The 20,160-nt window shown below is 72.2% G+C and carries 19 protein-coding genes and 1 tRNA gene; 6 read left to right on the forward strand and 14 right to left on the reverse strand.

Annotated elements, in window-relative coordinates; all coding sequences use genetic code 11:
- Nucleotides 1-143: 143 nt before the first annotated feature.
- The 7 genes from ACLQ2N_RS17495 to galU form a co-directional block, all read right to left on the reverse strand.
- A tRNA-Ala gene (locus tag ACLQ2N_RS17495) sits at nucleotides 144-217 on the reverse strand.
- Between the two features lie 97 nt (nucleotides 218-314).
- Entirely contained in the window at nucleotides 315-1,430 is a 1,116-nt protein-coding gene (glpR, locus tag ACLQ2N_RS17500) for a gephyrin-like molybdotransferase receptor GlpR (protein ID WP_425813930.1), read from the reverse strand.
- 136 nt (nucleotides 1,431-1,566) lie between these two features.
- Nucleotides 1,567-2,190, reverse strand: coding sequence for a GNAT family N-acetyltransferase (locus tag ACLQ2N_RS17505; protein WP_425813932.1), 624 nt, complete (start codon nucleotides 2,188-2,190; stop codon nucleotides 1,567-1,569).
- Nucleotides 2,191-2,207: 17 nt separating this feature from the next.
- Nucleotides 2,208-2,723 (reverse strand): MogA/MoaB family molybdenum cofactor biosynthesis protein, encoded by a 516-nt coding sequence (locus ACLQ2N_RS17510; RefSeq protein WP_425813934.1) that lies wholly within the window; start codon nucleotides 2,721-2,723, stop codon nucleotides 2,208-2,210.
- Entirely contained in the window at nucleotides 2,720-3,220 is a 501-nt protein-coding gene (gene moaC / locus ACLQ2N_RS17515) for a cyclic pyranopterin monophosphate synthase MoaC (protein ID WP_425813936.1), read from the reverse strand. Before moaC ends, ACLQ2N_RS17510 begins: the two co-directional genes overlap by 4 nt.
- 120 nt (nucleotides 3,221-3,340) lie before the next feature.
- Nucleotides 3,341-4,651, reverse strand: a complete 1,311-nt coding sequence (gene glp / locus ACLQ2N_RS17520) for a gephyrin-like molybdotransferase Glp (protein ID WP_425813938.1) — start codon at nucleotides 4,649-4,651, stop codon at nucleotides 3,341-3,343.
- A gap of 4 nt (nucleotides 4,652-4,655) precedes the next feature.
- On the reverse strand, nucleotides 4,656-5,558 hold the full coding sequence (gene galU, locus ACLQ2N_RS17525) for a UTP--glucose-1-phosphate uridylyltransferase GalU (RefSeq protein ID WP_425813940.1): 903 nt from the start codon (nucleotides 5,556-5,558) through the stop codon (nucleotides 4,656-4,658).
- Between the two features lie 106 nt (nucleotides 5,559-5,664).
- Here galU and ACLQ2N_RS17530 point away from each other — a divergent pair, with 106 nt between their 5' ends.
- Nucleotides 5,665-6,249: a 5-formyltetrahydrofolate cyclo-ligase gene (locus ACLQ2N_RS17530; RefSeq protein ID WP_425813942.1), complete on the forward strand. Its 585-nt coding sequence runs from the start codon at nucleotides 5,665-5,667 to the stop codon at nucleotides 6,247-6,249.
- Nucleotides 6,250-6,281: 32 nt separating this feature from the next.
- On the opposite strand, the gene ACLQ2N_RS17535 is transcribed toward ACLQ2N_RS17530, so the two are convergent.
- On the reverse strand, nucleotides 6,282-9,035 hold the full coding sequence (locus ACLQ2N_RS17535; RefSeq protein ID WP_425813944.1) for a penicillin acylase family protein: 2,754 nt from the start codon (nucleotides 9,033-9,035) through the stop codon (nucleotides 6,282-6,284).
- Nucleotides 9,036-9,278: 243 nt separating this feature from the next.
- Here ACLQ2N_RS17535 and ACLQ2N_RS17540 point away from each other — a divergent pair, with 243 nt between their 5' ends.
- From ACLQ2N_RS17540 to ACLQ2N_RS17560, 5 genes are all read left to right on the forward strand, one after another.
- Nucleotides 9,279-10,787 (forward strand): potassium/proton antiporter, encoded by a 1,509-nt coding sequence (locus ACLQ2N_RS17540; RefSeq protein WP_425814215.1) that lies wholly within the window; start codon nucleotides 9,279-9,281, stop codon nucleotides 10,785-10,787.
- 319 nt (nucleotides 10,788-11,106) lie between these two features.
- Nucleotides 11,107-12,390: an MFS transporter gene (locus tag ACLQ2N_RS17545; protein WP_425813946.1), complete on the forward strand. Its 1,284-nt coding sequence runs from the start codon at nucleotides 11,107-11,109 to the stop codon at nucleotides 12,388-12,390.
- 67 nt (nucleotides 12,391-12,457) lie between these two features.
- On the forward strand, nucleotides 12,458-12,802 hold the full coding sequence (locus tag ACLQ2N_RS17550) for an FmdB family zinc ribbon protein (RefSeq protein ID WP_425813948.1): 345 nt from the start codon (nucleotides 12,458-12,460) through the stop codon (nucleotides 12,800-12,802).
- Between the two features lie 109 nt (nucleotides 12,803-12,911).
- On the forward strand, nucleotides 12,912-13,745 hold the full coding sequence (locus ACLQ2N_RS17555) for an S-methyl-5'-thioadenosine phosphorylase (RefSeq protein ID WP_425813950.1): 834 nt from the start codon (nucleotides 12,912-12,914) through the stop codon (nucleotides 13,743-13,745).
- Between the two features lie 184 nt (nucleotides 13,746-13,929).
- A complete protein-coding gene (locus ACLQ2N_RS17560; protein ID WP_425813952.1) occupies nucleotides 13,930-14,508 on the forward strand; it encodes a hypothetical protein in 579 nt (192 codons plus the stop codon).
- Nucleotides 14,509-14,563: 55 nt separating this feature from the next.
- Here ACLQ2N_RS17560 and ACLQ2N_RS17565 read toward each other — a convergent pair whose 3' ends face one another.
- Genes ACLQ2N_RS17565 through ACLQ2N_RS17590 form a run of 6 tightly spaced genes read right to left on the reverse strand, consistent with a single transcriptional unit; the run spans nucleotide 14,564 to nucleotide 20,136 of the window.
- A complete protein-coding gene (locus ACLQ2N_RS17565; RefSeq protein WP_425813954.1) occupies nucleotides 14,564-14,773 on the reverse strand; it encodes a hypothetical protein in 210 nt (69 codons plus the stop codon).
- Nucleotides 14,774-14,810: 37 nt separating this feature from the next.
- Complete coding sequence (locus tag ACLQ2N_RS17570) at nucleotides 14,811-15,251, reverse strand: hypothetical protein (RefSeq protein WP_425813956.1); 441 nt, start codon at nucleotides 15,249-15,251, stop codon at nucleotides 14,811-14,813.
- The gene (locus tag ACLQ2N_RS17575; RefSeq protein ID WP_425813958.1) at nucleotides 15,248-16,057 is read right to left on the reverse strand and encodes a ubiquinol-cytochrome c reductase iron-sulfur subunit; all 810 of its coding nucleotides are present in this window, start codon (nucleotides 16,055-16,057) and stop codon (nucleotides 15,248-15,250) included. The genes ACLQ2N_RS17570 and ACLQ2N_RS17575 overlap by 4 nt, the downstream gene beginning before the upstream one ends.
- On the reverse strand, nucleotides 16,054-16,656 hold the full coding sequence (locus ACLQ2N_RS17580) for a 4Fe-4S dicluster domain-containing protein (protein ID WP_018104243.1): 603 nt from the start codon (nucleotides 16,654-16,656) through the stop codon (nucleotides 16,054-16,056). The genes ACLQ2N_RS17575 and ACLQ2N_RS17580 overlap by 4 nt, the downstream gene beginning before the upstream one ends.
- 7 nt (nucleotides 16,657-16,663) lie before the next feature.
- On the reverse strand, nucleotides 16,664-18,988 hold the full coding sequence (locus ACLQ2N_RS17585; protein ID WP_425813960.1) for a molybdopterin oxidoreductase family protein: 2,325 nt from the start codon (nucleotides 18,986-18,988) through the stop codon (nucleotides 16,664-16,666).
- The gene (locus ACLQ2N_RS17590; protein WP_425813964.1) at nucleotides 18,985-20,136 is read right to left on the reverse strand and encodes an MFS transporter; all 1,152 of its coding nucleotides are present in this window, start codon (nucleotides 20,134-20,136) and stop codon (nucleotides 18,985-18,987) included. Before ACLQ2N_RS17590 ends, ACLQ2N_RS17585 begins: the two co-directional genes overlap by 4 nt.
- Nucleotides 20,137-20,160 lie beyond the last annotated feature (24 nt).

A 20,160-nucleotide genomic window follows, 5' to 3' on the forward strand; every position in this document is an offset into this window, starting at 1 on the left:
GGCCGCGATCGTCCCACGCCCCGGCCGGCAGCAGGCAGCAAATCGGACCACTCCGCGCAACGGCGCCGGGCCACCCGGCGGCAGCGGGCCCGGAACGACGAAATCCCGTCCAGCCAGAGGCTGGACGGGATTTCCTTGTGCAGTGGACCTGTGGGGATTTGAACCCCAGACCCCCTCGATGCGAACGAGGTGCGCTACCAGACTGCGCCACAGGCCCTTGCGACGTGTGAAACTCTAGCACCCTCCAGGGGGTGCTCGGAAATCCGTTCCGCGCTGGTCAGCCGTGGCGTGGCTCACGGCCGTCCGGCGCGGTGTCACTCGTTGGCCGCGCGGGGGCGGTCGCCGTCCTCGTACTGGTCGAAGAGCGGTGTGCGGCCCCGGTCGCGGGAGCGGCGGGACTGCGGGGAGCGCCGGCGCGGCGCCGGGTCGACCGGGTGCGCCGCGGGGTCCGGCTGGGCGGGCTCGGCGGCGCTGGAGCGCGCCGCGCTCCAGGTCTCCGGGTCCCCGACCTCGACCCCGCCCGTGGCGCGCGGGGCGACCGGGGCGGTGACGTAGGTGGGCAGGGGCACCGGGACCGGCTCCCAGCTGTCGCCCTGGACCCGGCCGCGCTCGCGCTGCTGGTCCACCCACTCCGCGTGGTCCGTCTGCTCGACCAGGGCGCGGCGGCCGGCCTCCTGCGGGGAGACCGTGGGCGTCGGCTCGGGGACCGGGTGGCGCGGCTCGGAGTCCTCGTCGGCCTCGGCCGGCGCCGTGGCGGCGGGCTGGTGGCGGCGGGGGCGGTTCTCGCGGAGCCGCTGGGCCGCCACCTCGGCGCGCTGCTGGTCCATGGTGAAGGCGAACCGGCGCCGCTCGTGCGCCCTCAGGTGGGCGATGTACGCGCTGAGGAGCACCGCCGGGACCGCGGGCGCCCACAGGAAGCGCAGGCCGCCGACCGCGGCGACGATCGCGCCGAGCGTGAAGGCGAGGAAGAGGATCACGGTGGTGCGCCGGCGGCGCGCGAGGACCTGGTGGCGCTGCGCGCGCCGGGCGCGTTCCGCGTCGATGCCGCCGGGGCGCGCGCGCCGGGCGGCGGCGGGCTCGGCACCGCGCCGCTTGCGGGGGGCGCGCTCCGGCGTACCGGCCGGGTCGTGCATCCGGGCCTCGGTGTGCGCCGGGGGCGCGGCGAAGGCCCGGACGTCGACGGAGTCCATTCGGTCCGTGCTCACGTCCGGGTCGGCGTCGGGTGCCGCCTCGTCCCCGGTGCGTTCCTGGAGCCCCTTGGCATACCGGCGCTCCATCGCCGCCCGGCCGGACAGCAGCCGGATGGCGGTGCTGAAGCGCTCCGTCGGACGCTCTTCGTTCAGTTCGTCCTGCCTGCGGAGCCACATCGGCACCAAGTAGGCGGCCCAGGCCCCGACGATGACTGCGTAGATGAGGCCGCTGCTGCTCACATCTCACACCGTAGAGGGGTTTGCGCGGAGGCATCCGCCAATTGGCGCGGTGTGTCGCACGATCCGGCCGATATCACGGACTTCTTCACGAGGGTCCGGATCAGCCGATCGAGAGCAATTCGAACATATTTTTTATTTATGCGGGAGGCTCCGGCTGATCCGTACGGGGAACGGGCCGCGAGCGGTGCCACCTCCGCAGCAGCCCGTCCGGCACTTCCTCCGCCGTGAGCGCGTAGATCAGGTGGTCGCGCCACGCCCCGTCGATGTGCAGATATCGCGGACGCAGCCCCTCCTCGCGGAATCCGAGTTTCTCCACGACCCGCCGGCTGGGCCCGTTCTCGGGCCGGATGCACACCTCGATGCGGTGGAGTCCCACCACCTGGAAGCAGTGGTCGACGGCGAGCGCGACGGCGGTGGGCATCACCCCGCGCCCGGCCACCTCCCGGTCCACCCAGTAGCCGACGTGCCCCGAGCACATCGAGCCCCAGGTGATCCCGGCGACGGTCAGCTGCCCGACCAGCCGGCCCCGGTACTCGATGGCGAACGGCAGCATCCGGCCGGCGTTCGCCTCGGAGCGCAGGTGGCGGATCATCTGGCGGTACGTGGGCCGCTGGGCGACCGGTCCGCCGGGCGCGGGCGGCGGGACCGTCGCCTCCCACGGGCGCAGCCAGTCCCGGTTGCGCCGGTTGACCTCGCGCCAGTCGCGCTGGTCGCGCAGCTTGATGGGCCGGAGGGCGACATCGCCGTCCACCAGGATCACCGGCCAGGTCGGGACGTTCAGCTCGGGCTCCCGGGTCGGGGGTGGTCGCCGCCGCGCAGCTGGTCCACGGCGTGCACCAGGAGCCGTTCGAGGACGGCAAGCCCGTCGCGCACCCCGCCGGTCGAGCCGGGGAGGTTGACGATCAGGGTGCGGCCGGCCACGCCCGCCAGGCCGCGTGAGAGCGCGGCGGTGGGGACCTTGTCGCGGCCCTCGGCCCGGATCGCCTCGGGGATGCCGGGCACCTCGTGGTCCAGGACGCGGCGGGTCGCCTCGGGGGTGCGGTCGGTGGGCGAGATGCCCGTGCCGCCGGTGGTGACGACCACGTCGTACGCGGCGGCCACCGCGGTCCGCAGCGCCCGCTCGACCGGGTCGCCGTCGGGCACGACCTCCGGGCCGTCGACGGTGAAGCCGAGCCCCGCCAGCGCCTCGGCGATCAGCGGCCCGCCCTTGTCCGCGTAGACCCCGGCGGACGCGCGGTTCGACGCGGTCACGACGAGGGCGCGGTAGGGGGCCGGGGCGCCGGGGGCGCTCACGCGCCGGTCCCGGGTGCCTGGGCGCGTACGTAGTCGCCGGACTTGCCGCCCGACTTCGCCTCGACCCGGATGTCCGTGATGACCGCGGCCTTGTCGACCGCCTTGACCATGTCCACGACGGTGAGCGCGGCGACCGACACGGCGGTCAGGGCCTCCATCTCGACGCCCGTGCGGTCGGTGGTCTTCACCGTGGCGGTGATCTCCACGGCGTCGTCGGCCACGCTCAGCTCGACGCCCACCCCGGAGACGGCCAGCGGGTGGCAGAGGGGGATCAGGTCCGGGGTGCGCTTGGCGCCCATGATCCCGGCGATCCTCGCGGTGGCGAGGGCGTCGCCCTTGGGGACCCCCTCACCCCGGAGCAGTTCGATCACACGCGGCGACACGAGGACCCGGCCGCTGGCGCGGGCGACGCGCGCGGTGACGTCCTTCCCGGAGACGTCGACCATGCGGGCGGCACCCGCCTCGTCGATGTGCGTCAGCCTGTTCTGCGTACTCAACTCACTCCGCCTAGCGGTAGGGCGCCGGATTCCCCGGGCCGCACCGGGGCGCGGTCCGGGGGCCGGGGGGTGTCCCCCGGACGGCACAGCGCCAGATACCGTACCGCCACCGGGGCGCGGTCAGCGGAGCAGGATCACCTCGGTGTCGGAGCCGGGCTCGGCGGAGGTGACGTCCTCGCGGAGCACGATCAGGGCGTCGGCCTGGGCGAGCGCGGCGATCAGATGCGAGCCGGAGCCGCCGACGGGCGTGACGGTGCCGGCCTCGGCGTCGTACGTCCCGCGCAGGAACTGGCGCTTCCCGGCGGGTGAGGACAGGGCCTTGTCCGCGACGAGCACGGCCCGCGCCGTCGGGCGGTCCACCGCGGGCAGGCCCATCAGGGCGCGGATCGCGGGGCGGACGAACAGCTCGAAGGAGACGTAGCTGGAGACCGGGTTCCCGGGGAGGGCGAGCAGGGGGGTGTGCTCGGGGCCGATGGCGCCGAAGCCCTGCGGTTTGCCCGGCTGCATGGCGAGCTTGCGGAAGTCCACGCCGCCGCCCGGCCCGTCCTCGTCGCCGACGGAGGACAGGGCCTCCTTCACCACGTCGTACGCGCCGACGCTGACGCCGCCCGTGGTGACGACGAGGTCGGCGCGGATCAGCTGGTCCTCGATGGCGGCGCGCAGGGTCTCGGCGTCGTCGGCGACCGCACCGACGCGGTAGGCGATGGCCCCGGCGTCCCGGGCGGCGGCGGTGAGCGCGAAGCTGTTGGAGTCGTAGATCTGCCCGCCGGTCAGCTCGCCGCCGGGCTGCACGAGTTCGCTGCCGGTGGACAGGACGACGACGCGGGGGCGGGGCCGCACCGTGACGGTGGAGCGGCCGATCGCGGCGAGCAGGCCGATCTGGGGCGGCCCGATCACCGTGCCCGCCTTGAGCGCGAGGTCGCCGGGGCGCACATCGCTGCCCCGCTCCCGGACATGGGCGCGGGCCTCGGCGGGGCGGTGGACGCGGACCTCTCCGCCGGCGCCCTCCGGGGCGTCGCTGTGGGCGCGCATCGCCGCGGCGGGGCCCTCGCCCGTACCGCCGTCGGTCCACTCGACGGGGACGACGGCCTCGGCGCCCTCCGGGAGCGGGGCGCCGGTCATGATGCGGGCGGCCTCACCCGCGCCGACGCGCCGGCCGGGGCCGAGTCCGTCGTCACCGGCCGCGACGTCCCCGATGACGGTGAGGACGGCGGGGAACTCCTCGGTGGCACCCTCGACATCGGCGACGCGGACCGCGTAACCGTCCATCGAGCTGTTGTCGAAGGGCGGCAGGGCGACCTCCACCACGACGTCCTCGACCAGGACGCAGCCCTGGGCATCGGGCAGTTGCAGCTCGATGGGTTCGAGCGGCTTCACCGCGGCGAGGATGTCTTCCAGGTGCTCGTCCACCGACCAGATCGTGCTGCTCAACGTGCTACATCTCCTCGGTGACGTACCGGCGGAGCCAGCTGCGGAACTCCGGCCCCAGATCCTCACGTTCGCACGCGAGTCTGACAATGGCACGCAGATAGTCGCTGCGGTCGCCGGTGTCGTAGCGCCGGCCCTTGAAGACGACGCCGTGCACGGGCCCGCCGGCCTTCTCGTCCTCGGCGAGCAGTTGCAGGGCGTCGGTCAGCTGGATCTCGTTGCCCCGGCCCGGCTCGGTGCGGCGCAGTATCCCGAACACGGCGGGGTCCAGGACATAGCGGCCGATGATCGCGAGGTTGCTGGGCGCGTCGGCGGGTTCCGGCTTCTCGACCAGGCCGGTGACGCGTACGACGTCCGTCTCGGCGGTGGGCTCCACGGCCGCGCAGCCGTACTGGTGGATCAACTCGGGCGGGACCTCCATGAGCGCGATGACGCTGCCGCCCTCGCGCTCCTGGATCTCGGTCATCCGGGACAGCAGCGGGTCGCGGGGGTCGATCAGGTCGTCGCCCAGGAGCACCGCGAACGGCTCGTCGCCGACGTGCGGCGCGGCGCACAGGACGGCGTGGCCCAGCCCGCGGGGGTCGCCCTGGCGGACGTAGTGCATGGTGGCGAGGTCGGTGGACTCGCGGACCTTGCGCAGCCGGTCGGCGTCGCCCTTGCGGGTCAGGGCGCCCTCCAGCTCGTAGTTCCGGTCGAAGTGGTCCTCCAGGGGACGCTTGTTGCGGCCGGTGACCATCAGCACGTCGTGCAGTCCGGCGGCCACCGCTTCCTCGACGACGTACTGGATGGCAGGCTTGTCGACGACAGGCAGCATCTCCTTGGGAGTGGCCTTCGTAGCCGGAAGGAAGCGGGTCCCGAGGCCCGCCGCCGGGATGACGGCCTTGCTGATCCTGGAGCTCGACTGGGTCATGCGCTGAACTTTAACGGGGCCACATGGGCGGTAGATGAGGCTCCGGTTAACTTTGTCCTCATATGGACCTGTCCGAGAGGCCGGTGGGTGTCCGTTGAACACCGACATGTCCGCAAAGGCCGTACTGCGGCGCGATCTGCTCGCCGCGCGGCGCCTCCTGACGGACCAGGACGTCGGACGGGCCGCCTCGGTTCTCGCCCGCCACGCGCTCGGACTGCCGGAGCTGGCCGGGGCCCGTACCGTCGCCGCGTACGTCTCGGTGGGGCGCGAGCCGGGCACCCGCGCGCTGCTGGACGCGCTGCGCGCGCGGGGCGTACGGGTGCTGCTGCCGGTGCTCCTCCCCGACAACGACCTGGACTGGGCGGCGTACGAGGGCGCGGAAGGGCTCGCGAGGGCGGGGCGCGGGCTGCTCGAACCCACCGGCGAGCGGCTGGGCCCCGACGCCGTCCTGGAGGCGGACGCGGTACTGCTGCCCGGGCTCGCGGTGGACGCGCGCGGCATGCGCCTGGGGCGCGGCGGCGGCAGCTACGACCGGGTGCTGGCCCGCCTGACGGCCGCCGGGGCCGTGCCCGCGCTCATCGTCCTGCTGTACGCGAACGAGGTGACCGCACAGGTGCCGGCGGAGCCGCACGACTTCCCCGTGAACGCGGTGGTCACACCCGAAGGCCCCCGGCGCTTCAGCGCGAGCTGAGTCACCGGGGGCCCCGAGGGGCGCTCACGCGCTTACGGCTTCAGGGTCAGCGTGTCCGTCGTCGTCCCGGCCACGGCGTTCGTGCCGTAGGCCCAGGGCAGCAGTTCCCCGTTGACCCACTTGTCGGTCTGGTCGGTGTAGTGCGCGCTGAACGCGTGCCCGGAGGCGCCGGTGAGGTTGATCCAGCGGGACTTGTCCCAGTCGGCCACGTTGACGACCATCCGCATCGACGGCACCCAGACCACCTCGTAGCCGCCGGCCGCGTTCCAGCCGGTGGCGTCCACGGCGGCCTCGCCGCCGCCGAGGTTCCAGGGGCCCCGGTTCAGGAGCCGCTGGAGGAGTCCGGGGCCCTCGGTGCCCAGGGTCTGGTTCTTGAGGGTCAGCTGGTGGAGCCGGCCCCAGTTCCAGGTGGTGATGTCCTTGCCCAGCTTGGCCGTCAGCTCCCAGCGGGCGTCCTCCATGGCGCGGGCGAACAGCTCGTCGCGGGTCGCGGTCGCCTTGTCCTTGCGGCTCTTGGGCGACTTCCACCACTTGCTGTCCGGCTTGTCCATGAGGTTCGCGACGACCTGGTACCAGCGGTCGCCGCCGTCCGGCTGCGCGGAGTCCGGGGAGCGCTGGCCGCACTCGCGTACCAGCCGGTCCTGCTCGTCGGCCGGGCCCGAGTTCTTCGGCGGCGGCACGTTCAGGCACTCGCCCTCGACGCGCATCTCCTTGGGCAGCTTGTCGCCGAAGGCGAGCTTGAGGATGTTGCGCCAGACGCCGTTGAAGTACGCGGCGGCGGCCGAGTCGGCCTCCTGGGTGTAGTCCCAGCCCTCCAGGAGCTTCTGCGCCTGGCGGACGTCCTTGTCGGCGATGTTGATCTTCAGCAGTTCGGGCACCAGCAGCGCGGCGATCTCGCTGGTGTTGTCCATCTGCATCTTCTGCATGTCTTCGGTCGAGATCTTGCCGCCACCCTTGATCTTCGACTGGATGAGGTCGTTGATCCGCTGGCTGCGGCTGCCGTAGCCCCAGTCCTTGGTGAGCAGGTACGGGTACGTGTCCTCGTCGATCACGGCCTGGTTGGCCGTGACGATGTAGCCGCGCTTCGGGTTGTACTCGTAGGGCAGCTCGGCGAACGGGATCGGGTCCTTCTTCCAGCCGTACGCCGAGGACCAGCCGGGGCTGGGCGTCGTGCCGTCGCCCTGCTTGCGGACCGGGATCCTGCCGGGGGCCTGGTAGCCGATGTTGCCCTTGGTGTCGGCGTAGATCAGGTTCTGCGAGGGAACCTCGAAGTGCTCGGACGCCTTGCGGAAGCCGGCGAAGTCCTTGGCGCGGTTCAGCTCGAACACGGCGTCCATGGAGTGGCCGGGCTCCAGCGCGGTCCACTTCAGCGCGACGGCGTAACCGTCGGCGCGGTCCGGCGCGGAGTTGGTGACGGGGGCCTTCTGGCCGACCTTCTCCAGCTCGCTGCTGCGGTCGGAGACCAGCGGGCCGTTGTTGGTCTCGCGGACCGTGATGTGCCGGTCCTTGCCGCCCGCGACCTTGATGGTCTCCTCGCGGGTGGTGAAGGGCTTGGTCCTGCCGTCGTACAGGTAGCCGTCGGAGGTGACCTTCTCCAGGAAGAGGTCGGTGACGTCGGCGCCGAGGTTGGTGAAGCCCCAGGCGATGTCCTGGTTGTGGCCGATGATCACACCGGGCATGCCGGAGAAGGTGTAGCCGGCGGTGTCGTACTTGCAGGTTTCGGAGACCTGCCGGCAGTGAAGGCCCATCTGGTACCAGAGGGACGGCAGCATCGGCGCGAGGTGCGGATCGTTGGCGAGCAGCGGCTTGTTGGTCGTCGTGTACTTGCCCGAGACCACCCAGGAGTTCGAGCCGATGCCGGTGCCGTTCGGGCCGAGCAGGGCGGGGATCTCGTCCAGGGTGTCGGAGAGCGCGCCGAGCTGCGTGTTCAGGCCCTGGGCCGCGCCCGCCACGGTGCCGGTGCCGCTGCCCTCGGAGTCCGTGGCCTTCGGGTCGAACGTGCCGGTGACCGAGGAGACGCCGCCCTCGGTGACGATCGGCTCGTGCTTGTCGTACGGGTACTCCGGGTAGAGCTGCTCGATCTCGTCGGCGTCGAGCCGGCTCGTCATCAGCGAGCGGTCGATCTCGTCCTGCATGTTGCCGCGCAGGTCCCAGGCCATGGCCTTGAGCCAGGCGACCGAGTCGACCGGGGTCCACTCCGTCGGCTTGTAGTCGTTGGTGAGGCCGAGCGCGGCGTACTCGACGGAGATGTCCTTGCCGTCGCGCCCCTTCAGGTAGGCGTTCACGCCGTCCGCGTACGCCTGGAGGTTCTTCTTGGTCTCGTCGGACAGGACGGTGTCGTACTCCTCCTGCGCGACCTTGCGCCAGCCCAGCGTCCGCAGGAAGGAGTCCGTCTCGACCTGCCCGGAGCCGAACATCTCGGAGAGCCGGCCGGCCGTCAGGTGGCGGCGTACGTCCATTTCCCAGAAGCGGTCCTGCGCCTGCACGAAGCCCTGGGCGCGGAACAGGTCGGCGTCCGAGTCCGCGTAGATCTGCGGGATCCCGTAGCCGTCGCGCTTGACGTCGACGTTGCCGGAGAGGCCGTCGAGGTGGACGGTCCCGCTGGTCTGCGGGTAGGAGGCGCGCACGGTGGACACGGACCAGTACGTCCCGTAACCGATGCCCGCGACCAGCGCCAGCACCAGGACGATCACGAGCAGGCGGGCGCGGCGCCCCTTCTTCTTCTTGCGCGGCCCGCCACCGGCGGTACCGGTGGATCCGGAAGAGGCGGTTGTTGTGGCGGGCATCGCTGTCCTTCGAGGGCAGGGCGGTCCTGGGAGTGCAGGAGCAACCATAGGCGCAGCGCGTCACCCACTCGGACGCGGTATCAGGATGGCTCGAATTGCGTAGCGATCGTACGAATACTCGAACGCATCAAGAAAACGTTAAAGATTAGGTAAGGTAACGAAGTACCGGCCGCCGGAAGACGATCCGGCAGGCGTACGCAGGGAAAGGACCGGCCACTGACTGTCCACTCGCTCAACGAACTCCTGCTCGCCTGCTCGCTCGTCCTGCTCGTCGCCGTCGTGGCGGTACGCCTCTCGTCCCGCAGCGGGCTCCCCAGCCTGCTCCTGTACCTGGGCATCGGCATCGCCCTGGGCCAGGACGGCTTCTTCGACGTCAAGTTCGACAACGCGGAACTGACGCAGGTCATCGGCTACGCGGCGCTCGTCGTGATCCTCGCCGAGGGCGGCCTCGGCACGAAGTGGAAAGAGGTCAGACCCGCGCTCCCGGCGGCCGCGATGCTGTCGCTGGTCGGGGTGGCGATCAGCGTGGGCGTGACCGCGGCCGGGGCGCACTACCTGGTCGGCCTGGAGTGGCGGCAGGCGCTCATCATCGGCGCGGTCGTCTCCTCGACGGACGCCGCGGCGGTCTTCTCCGTGCTGCGCAAGGTCCCGCTGCCCGCCCGCGTCACCGGCGTCCTGGAAGCCGAGTCCGGCTTCAACGACGCCCCCGTGGTCATCCTCGTCGTCGCCTTCTCGACCATCGGCGAGGTCGACAGCTGGTACGTACTGATCGGCGAGATAGCCCTGGAGCTGGCCATCGGCGCCGCCGTCGGCATCGCCGTGGGCTGGCTCGGCTCGTACGGGCTGCGCCATGTGGCGCTCCCCGCCTCCGGCCTCTACCCGATCGCCGTCATGGCCATCGCGGTGTCCGCGTACGCGGCCGGCGCCATGCTCCACGGCAGCGGGTTCCTCGCCGTCTACCTGGCATCGATGATCCTCGGCAACGCCAAGCTGCCGCACTGGCCGGCGACCCGGGGCTTCGCGGACGGGCTCGGCTGGCTGGCCCAGATCGGCATGTTCGTCCTGCTCGGCCTGCTGGTCACCCCGCACGACCTGCTGGACGACTTCTGGCCCGCCGTCGTCGTGGGCCTGGTGCTGACCGTGGTGGCACGGCCGCTGGAGGTCTTCATCTCGCTGGTGCCGTTCCGGTTGCCCTGGCAGGAGAAGGCCCTCATGTCGTGGGCCGGGCTGCGCGGCGCCGTACCCATCATCCTGGCGACCATTCCCATGGTGTCCGGAATCGAGGGCTCCACCCGGGTCTTCAACATCGTCTTCGTCCTGGTCATCGTCTACACCCTCATCCAGGGCCCCACCCTCCCCTGGCTCGCCAAGGCCCTCGACATCAAGGACGACCCGTCCGAGGCTTCCGACCTGGGCATCGAATCGGCGCCCCTGGAACGGCTGCGCGGTCACCTGCTGTCCGTGGCCATCCCCGCGAAGTCGAAGATGCACGGCGTCGAGGTCGGGGAGCTCCGCATGCCCGCGGGCGCCGCGGTCACCCTCGTGGTGCGCGACGACAAGAGCTTCGTACCCGCCCCGTCCACGGTGCTCAGGCGCGGCGACGAACTGCTCGTCGTGGCCACCGACCCGGTGCGCGACGCGGCCGAGGCACGGCTGCGCGCGGTCGCCGAGGGCGGCAAGCTGGCCGGCTGGCTCAAGCAGGGCACCGCCGAACAGGAAGGGCACAAGCGCAACGCGAGGGCACATCACTGAGCGCCCACGCACCGCGTTCACAGGCGGCGAGGGGTGGAGCGCCCACAATCACAGGGCCTCCGCCCTTCCTGCCTGTAGCATGAAGGAAACCTAGAACCACCGATTGATCGACCAACTCTGCCTGACGCAGAGCTGGCGCGACCGTATGGCGGTCGTGGCGTCCTCCGTACCGGCTGTGCCCCGCACACCGGCCGCGAGCGCCCGGCATCTACCGCAGTTCCGCGCGAAGAGGACAGCTCTCGGCAGCCCCGCCCGGGCCCGCACTCCTGTGCCGGCCGCCCCGGGGGCACGGCCACCAGGCGGCAGAAAGGCAAGGACCGTGGCGTCCACGGTCTCCGAACGCCCCGGATACGGGCAGCTGCTGCGCACCCCCGGGGCGTGGACCTTCCTCCTTCCCGGCTTCGCCGCACGGCAGCCCTTCGCGATGCTGACCATCGGCATCGTGCTGCTGGTCCAGCACACCACCGGCTCGTACGGCAGCGCCGGCGCCGTCGCGGCCGTCACCGGGGTCTCCATGGCCCTGTTCGCCCCGCAGACGGGCAAGCTCGCCGACCGGTTCGGCCAGCGGGCCGTGCTGCTGCCCGGCGTTCTGGTCCACGCCGCCTCCGTCTCGGTCCTGGTGACGCTGGCCCTGGCGGACGCGCCCCTGTGGGCCCTGTTCGCCGCGGCCGCCCCGACCGGCGCGTCCGTCCCGCAGATCGGCCCCATGGTGCGGGCCCGCTGGGCGGCGATGCTCGGCGCGGCACCGGGCCGCGAGGCGTCCCCGCTGCTGGCGACGGCCGCCGCGTTCGAGTCGGTGACGGACGAGTTCACCTTCGTCATCGGACCGGTCATCGCCACCGCGCTCTGCACGGGCGTGCACCCGGCGGCCGGCCTGATCGCGGAGGCCGCGCTCACCCTGGTCGGCGGTCTGCTCTTCGCCGCGCGGCGCGCCACGCAGCCGCCGGTCCGCGACCGCGCCCTGCCCGGCGCCGAGCGGCACGCCTCGGCCCTGTCCATCCCCGGCGTACGCGTGCTGGCGGTGGCCTTCCTCGGCATCGGCTCGGTCTTCGGCGGCATGCAGGTCTCGTTGACCGCGTTCGCCGAGGAGATCGGCAACCCGGGCGCCAACGGCGTGCTGTACGGGATCTTCGCCGCCGGCAACATGCTCGCCGGGATCGCCTGCGGAGCCGTCGCCTGGAAGTCCGGTCCCCGCCGCCGCCTGCTCGTCGGCTACACGGCGCTGGCGCTGACCGCGTCGGGCCTGTGGGCGGTGCACTCCGCGCCGCTGCTCGCCGGGCTCGGCCTGCTGGTCGGGCTCTGCATCGCTCCCGCCCTGATCAACGGCTACACGCTGGTCGAGGCGCTGGTGCCGGGCTCGGCGCGGACGGAGGCGTTCACCTGGCTGACGGGCGCGGTCGCGCTGGGCCAGGCGGCGGCGGTGACGGTGGCCGGCCGGCTCGCGGACGGACACGGCGCGAGCGCCGGTTTCCTGGTCCCGCTGGTGGGTACGGTGCTCGCCCTGGCGACCCTGCTGACGCTGCGTTCGAGGCTTCTGCCGGTCGGTGCGGGGCGGACCGTCGCGCGTGGTATCGGTCACCGCGGGCCGGTCACGGTGGACTGATCCAGCGGAATACGTCACTATGGAGCGTCGTTAGCACTCATCGAGTCAGAGTGCCAGGAGGAACAAAGTGCCGACCTACCAGTACCAGTGCACCGAGTGTGGCGAGGGCCTCGAAGCGGTGCAGAAGTTCACCGATGACGCCCTCACGGTGTGCCCGAACTGCGACGGACGCCTGAAGAAGGTGTTCTCGGCGGTCGGCATCGTCTTCAAGGGCTCCGGCTTCTACCGGAACGACAGCCGCGGCTCCTCGTCGAGCAGCACGCCGGCTTCCTCCGCCGCGAAGACCTCCGGCTCCGGATCGTCGTCCTCCGCCCCTTCGACGTCCTCGGACTCGAAGTCCTCGACCGCCCCGGCGTCCACGTCGTCGGCCTCCTCGTCCGCTTCATCGACGAGCGGTTCATCGGCCGCCTGAGCAGCCGGCTCCACAGCTTTCGCGAAGACCCCGCCGACCCGTTCGGCGGGGTCTTCGCGCGCCCGCGCCCGCCGGACGGCGCTTCGCGGACACGGCCTAGGGTGACCGCATGGCGAACGCAGAGATCGGCGTGATCGGCGGCTCGGGGCTGTACTCCTTCCTGGAGGACGTCACCGAGGTCCGCGTGGAAACCCCTTACGGAGACCCCAGCGACTCCGTCTTCATCGGCGAGACCGGCGGCCGCCGGGTCGCCTTCCTCCCCCGGCACGGCCGGGGCCACCACGTGCCCCCGCACCGCATCAACTACCGCGCCAACCTGTGGGCGCTGCGCTCGGTCGGCGTGCGCCAGGTGCTCGCCCCGTGCGCGGTGGGCGGGCTGCGCCCGGAGTACGGGCCGGGCACCCTGATCGTGCCGGACCAGCTGGTGGACCGGACGAAGACCCGTGTGCAGACCTATTACGACGGTGAGACCCGGGCCGACGGGGTCCTGCCGAACGTGGTGCACCTGGGCTTCGCCGACCCGTACTGCCCCGAGGGCCGCAAGGTGGCGCTGGCCGCCGCGCGGGGCCGGGACTGGGAGGCGGTGGACGGCGGCACGCTGGTGGTGGTCGAGGGGCCGCGCTTCTCGACCCGCGCCGAATCTCGCTGGCACGCGGCGATGGGCTGGTCCGTGGTCGGCATGACCGGCCACCCCGAGGCGGTGCTCGCCCGCGAACTGGGCCTCTGCTACACCACGATGACCCTGGTCACGGACCTGGACGCGGGCGCGGAGGCCGGTGAGGGCGTCTCCCACGAGGAGGTGCTGAAGGTCTTCGCCGCCAATGTGGACCGGCTGCGCTCGGTCCTCTTCGACGCGGTGGCGGCGCTGCCGGTGACGGAGGACCGGGACTGCCCGTGCGGGCATGCGCTGGACGGGTTCGAGACGGGGATCGCGCTGCCGTAGGCGGGGTTCCGGCTGCCTTCGTTCCCGCCTGCGGGTGACGGAGTTTTCCCCATGCGGTTGACGGTCCACAGGCTCCGGCGGGAATCGGGGAGCTGGTGGATCGTGGGGATCGTCCGGCGCCGGGACCTCGGGGTTCCGGCGGCCGGACCCGACCCATCGGCCCCTGACGCAGGCGGTGTTCGCAATGCGCTCGTCCGGTTCCCACCCCTCCCCCCAGGCCGCTTCCGCCGCCCCGTACACGGGCGCGCCGCCGGGGCCGTTGCCCGCGCCGCCGCCGTGCGGGGTGCCCGCGTTCCCGCCGCTGCGGGTGCGTGGGAGTGCCGGTCAGCGGCTGCGCCGTGCGGTGTGGCGGCAGCGCCGGTCGATGGCGGCGGGCCTGGCGCTGACGGCGGCCGCGCTGGCCGTCTCCGGACTGGCCGGGGGCGGCGCCGGCGGGCAGGGCGCTGATACGGCGCGGGCCGCGTCCCGGGAGCGGGCTTCGCCTCCGGTACGCCTGGTGTCGGCGCCGGTGCGGATCGCGGACGCGGAGACGGTGCGGCTGCTGCGGCCGGGCGACCGGGTGGACGTCGTCGCGTCGGGAGGCCCCGGGGCGGCGGAGGCCCGGGTGGTGGCCAGGGGTGCGCGCGTGGAGCGGGTGCCGCGGGCGGACGCCGGGGGCCTGCCGGGCGAAGGGGCGCTGGTCGTGCTGGCGGTGCCCAGGGCGACGGCGGCCGGGCTCGCCGGGGCGGGGATCTCCGGCGGTTTCGCGGTGGTCCTGTGCTGAGGCGTGCGGCCCTGACCGTACGGTGCCGGCTGACCGCCCCGCGCGAGGTGTGGCGTCAGATGTGGTGCGGGGGCTTCTCGTCGAGGAAGCGCGCCAGGTCCGCGGCACTGCCGCCGGACGGGGCCCGCTCGCCCCACCCCCGGTCCGTGTCGTCCGCGGACTGCTGGTCCAGCGGATCGTCGAAGATCAGCGCCGGCGTGGGCCTGGGCCGGTCCGGCGTGGTGGGCTCCGCGTCGCGCGGTCCGGGGGCGGGGGCGGTACTCATGCTTCCAGGGTACGGCCGCCCCGCCCCGGCCGGCCGGTCAGCGGTCCTTGGGGTCGAGCAGCCAGAGCCCGAGGACGACGAGGAACGACAGGCAGAGGAAGCCGGCGCCCCACCACGCGGTGCCGGAGTTGCCCTCCATCCACTCGTCCACGATGACCGTCAGGCCCCACAGCTGCCCGATGACGACGGACATGGCCAGCACGAGGCGGGCGGTGAGCTTGGAGGACCGCTCGGGTTCCTGGTCGGTGCCGGCACCGGGCCCGGGCCCGGTGTGACGGACGCGGGGGTCGCCGTAGCCGCTGGTGGGCCGGATCTGCGGATAGCGCTCGCGGACGGGCCGGTTGAGCTCGGCCCGCGCGCTGCCGGGGTGGTAGGCGGGGTAGTGCGGGCCGGGGTGCCTCGGAGGGCCTGGGGTCTGCGGGTCGGGGGCGGGCTGCGGGCCCGGGGTCCCGGGGGGCCGGCGGTCGTCGTCGCTCATGACGGGCTCCCGGTGGTGTCGGACGCGCCGGTTCCGGTACGCGTGCGGGACGGGCCGGGGGCGACCGGTCCGGGGGCCACGGTGCGGGCGGTTCCGCCGGGGGCGGCAGGCGCCTCGGCACCGTCGCGGACGCCGGGGCAGCCGAGGCGGGAGGCCAGGTCGGGGCGTTCCTCGCCGAACTGGCGGCACAGCCCGTGCTCGATGCTCTCGCCGGAGCGGGTGGTGCCTACGGCCCAGACGCTGCCGTCGGACTCCTCGGTGAGCACGACCTTGGGCAGCCCCCGGGGCGGCGGCCCGGCGGTGACCTCGCCACTGCGGGCGTCGAAGACGCCTTCGTGGCAGGGGCAGTACAGCTCGCCCTCGGTGCCCCGGTCCTTGCGCCAGAGCACGCCGCAGGCGAGGTGGGTGCAGATGGCGGAGTAGCCGACGAGGGTGCCGTCGTTGAGCCGGACGGCGACCGCGCGGTCCTCCTCGTCGGGGTAGTCGAAGGCGATGGACTCGCCGGGAAGGAGCTGGGCGGCGATCTTCTTGGGGGCGGGGGCCTTGCCGTCGTCGGGGTCGCCGTGGCGGGGCAGGATGCCGCCGGCGACGCCGAGGCCGCCGATGGCGAGCCCGCCGGACACGGTGGCGACGATGCGCAGGTAGTCGCGCCGGGTGGTGAGGGCGTCGGCGGCGATCCGGTCGTGCAGGGCCTCGCGGGGGTCGCCGGAGGCCGGCTGTCCGGGGGCGGCGGGGGGTGTGCTGCCGGAGTCGCGGGGCGGGGGCTGCTTCGGGTCGCCGGGGGGCGGGTAGCCGGTCTCGGTCACCGTCGGACGTCCTTCCCGTTGATCTCCACGACGGGCAGGCCGCCGGGGACCGGCCACTGGACCCGGTCGGCGGGCACGACCATCGCGACCCCGGTGCGTACCTCGCTCTCGCCGAAGACGAAGGAGTCGGCGACCTGGACACCGGGGCGTTCGGCCTGGAGTTCCTCGGCCGTGCCGTAGAAGAGCGCTCCGGTCGGGCAGACGGTGGCGCACATGGGGGCGAGACCGTAGGCGGTGCGGTCGTAGCAGAGGTTGCACTTCATCTGCAGCTTCGCCTGGAGGTCGATCTTCGGTACGCCGAAGGGGCAGGCGTTGACGCAGTTGGCGCAGCCGATGCAGCGGGTGGTGTCGGCCTGCTGCACGACGCCGTCGGCGGTCACCAGGATCGCGTCGGCGGGGCACACCTCGGCGCACGGGGCGACGGGGTCCTCGCAATGCATGCAGACGGTCGGAAGGGAGGCGACGGACTGGCCCTCGTCGGTGTAGTCGAGGTGGATCATGGACTTGCCGCGGTGCGAGTCGCATTCGCGGCAGGCGGAGACGCACGCCTGGCAGCCGATGCAACGGCCCGGGTCGATGAAGATCGTTCGTCCCATCATGCGGGCATCAGCTCCTCTCCGAGGTGCCGCGGCCCTGCGGGGACGTGGGCGGCAGCGGGTCGGTGCGGGAGACCTGGGCCTCCGGATAGGCGACATGCCCGGGGGCGACCGGGGGCGCGGGGACCTCGTCGATCCGCTCGGCGTGCTCGATGCGGCAGGCGCACACCTTGTACTCGGGGATCTTGGAGCGGGGGTCGAGGGCGTCGATGGTGAGCGCGTTGGCGGCGGTGGGGACCGGCCAGTGGTACGGGATGAAGACGGTGTCGGGGCGGATCGCCTCGGTGACCAGGGCGGGGAAGACCTCGCTGCCGCGCCGGGTGACGACGCGGACGGGTTCGCCGTTGCGGAAGCCGTGGGAGGGGTGGACCTCGGCCCAGGGGCGGGGGGTCTGTTCGACCAGGCCGCCGAGCCTGCGGGTCTGGTTGCCGGAGAGGAAGTGGGCGACGGTGCGTCCGGTGGTGAGCGTCATGGGGTGCTCGTCGTCGTACGGGTCCATCGGCGGGTGCCACTCGACCACTTGGAGGTGGATCTTGCCGTCGGGGTGGTAGGTCTTGCCGTCCTCGAAGAGCCGGGGGGTTCCGGGGTGGTCGGTGGACGGGCAGGGCCAGGAGATGCCGCCGGTCTCCTCCAGCCGTTCGTAGGTGATGCCGTAGTAGTCGTTGACGGTGCCGGCGGAGGCGATCCGCAGCTCGTCGAAGACCTGGCGCGAGTTGTCGAAGGCGAACTTGTCGCCGGCGCCGAGCCGGCGGGCGAGCTCACACATGACCCAGGTGTCCGTGCGGACGCCCGGGGGCGGGTCCTGGGCCTTGTTGTGCTTGACCACCCGGGCCTCGGCGTTGGCCATGACGCCGTCGTCCTCGGCCCAGGTGGTGACGGGGAAGACGACGTGCGCGTTGGCGGCGGTCTCGGAAAGGAAGAAGTCGAATTGGGCGTGGAACTCGGTGGCGTCGTACCCCTCCTTGACCACCCGGTAGTTGGGCAGGGAGACGAAGGGGTTGTTGCAGATGCCGATCAGGCCGCGGATCTCGCGGCGCTGCATCTGCCAGACCATTTCCATCATCGAGGTACCGGCGGGCGGGAGTTCGGACTCCTCGATGCCCCAGATCTCGCAGATCTGCCGGCGGTGCTCCGCGTTGCTGATGGAGCGTCCGCCGGGGAGGAGGTCGGACTTCTGGCCGTGCTCGCGGCCGCCTTGCCCGTTGCCCTGGCCGGTGATGGTGCCGTAGCCGGCGCCGGGCTTGCCGATGTGTCCGGTGGCGGTGCAGAGGTTGATCACGGTGAGGCAGTTCTCGACGCCCTGCGAGTGGTGTTCGATGCCCCGGGCGTGCCAGGCCATGGCCTTGGGGGCGCGGGCGAAGGTGCGGGCGACCTGGACGATCTGTTCGGCGGGGATGCCGCAGATCTCGGCGGCGCGGGACGGCGGGTACTCGGCGACCTTGGCCTTGACCTCCTCCCAGCCGGTGGCGTGGGCGGCGAGGTACGCCTCGTCGGTGAGGCCCTCTTCGATGACGACGTTCAGTACGGAGTTGAAGAACGCCGAGTCGGTGCCGGGCTTGAGGGCGACGTGGATGTCGGCGGTCCGGGCGATGGCGGTCTCGCGGGGGTCGACCACGATGAGGCTGGCGCCCCGGTCCCGGGCGCCCCACACGTACTGGGTCATGACGGGAAAGCACTCACCGACGTTGGAGCCGGCGATGAGCAGGCAGTCGGCGAGGAGGATGTCGGAGAAGGGGTTGCCAGCCCGGTCGATGTTGAAGGCGAGTTTGTTGGCGCCGGCCGCGCTGACCATGCAGAGCCGGCCGTTGTAGTCGACGTGCCGGGTCTTGAGGGCGACCCGGGCGAACTTGCCGACCAGGTAGGTCTTCTCGGAGAACAGGCTCGCTCCGCCCAGCAGCCCGAAGGCGTCGTTCCCGTACGTCTGCTGGATGCGCCGGATCTCGGCGACGGTGAAGTCGAGCGCCTCGTCCCAGGAGACCTCGCGGAAGTCCTCGTCGCGGGAGCGGCGCATGAGGGGGGCGGTGAGCCGGTCGGGGTGGTTGATCTGCTGGTAGGCGTTGATGCCCTTGGGACACAGGCGCATGCGGTTGATGTCGTGGTTGCGGGGCTCGACGCCGAAGACCTTGCCGCCGCGGTCGACGCGCAGATACATGCCGCACTGGACGCCGCAGAAGCAGCAGTGGGTGGGGACGAGGGTCTCGCCGTTCTGGTCGGCGTGCCAGCGGTCGGCGGGGATGCCGCCCGCGTCGCGGAAGGCGCGGGTGCCCGGCGGGGCGAGGGAGGGATCGATGGGGACGACCGCATGCGGTTCGGGTGTGCGCGAGTCCGCGGTCATTTGAAGCCCTTCTTCACCTGGGAGAGATAGGCGCTGCCTCGCAGCACCCTCTTGCAGCGCGGGCAGTATTCGGCCCACTCGTCGAACCCGAGGCTGAGATCGCGCATGGTGCCGCGGAGGTTGTCGACGTACGGGGTGGTGTCGATGGGTTCCTCGCAGCGGCGGCAGGCGAAGACCTCCTCGTCCTGCCGGCCGGTGTACTTGAACAGCTGCATGCCGACGGCGGCGGGGCGCTGGACGATGTGGAAGAACTTCCCGAACGGGATGTAGATGAGGGTGAAGACCACCGCGACCATGTGGAGGATCGCCAGGAACTCGTAGCCGCCGCCGTGCAGGAAGATCGAGGAGAAGGTGAGCAGCAGGCCGGTCACGGAGATGACGATGAGCGCGATCAGCGGCACCAGGTCGTAGGCGAACCGCTGACCCGTGACGGCCGCCCGGTCCTTCATCCGCCGCCACAGGAAGTAGGAGGCGCCGGGGATGACGAGGACGGCGGCGATGTCCAGGCCGTGGAACATCAGCCAGCCGAGGAAGTCGAGGGAGTCGAACCCGATGATCTTGAAGCCCCAGATACGCATCTCGTAGCCGGGTCCGGAGCCGGTGCCCGAGGTGAAGGTGAACCAGCCCCAGGTCAGCGGGAAGGTGATCAGCGCGGCGAGGACACAGCCCCAGAAGATCAGCTGGTGGGCGGCCCAGCGGGCGTGCGAGCGGGCGCCGAGGAACTTCTGGAAGCCGAGGTAGGTGGCGATCATCTTCGGCAGCGCGGTGGGCGCGCGGCGGAAGTTGGCCATCGAGAAGAGGCTCCCCCAGCCCTTCTTGAACAGCCGCTTGGCGCCGGGGGCGGAGACCCAGACCGTGTACCGGTACGCGACGCCGAAGGCCAGGAACACCGTGGCCACGGCGTACGGCAGCAGTGCGGAGTCGAAGTGCTCCAGGAACCGGCTGCCGAGCACGATGGCCACGACGAGCAGAAGGGAGACGATGACGCCGGCCGCGGTCGCCCGCGCGGTGACGGACCTGGGAACGAGCCCCCCGGCCCGCCCGGACCCACGCGGTGCCGGCGCGCCGCCCGCACCGTCGACGGCTCCGGTACGGCCCCCGGGGGCGGGCTGCGCGGCTGCGCCTGCGGCTTCAGGTGGCTCTGTCACGGTGCCACGGTAGGGCGGTGTGGG

Origin of the sequence: Streptomyces sp. DT224 (assembly GCF_049844595.1) — a bacterium.
In the GTDB taxonomy this organism is placed as follows: domain Bacteria; phylum Actinomycetota; class Actinomycetes; order Streptomycetales; family Streptomycetaceae; genus Streptomyces.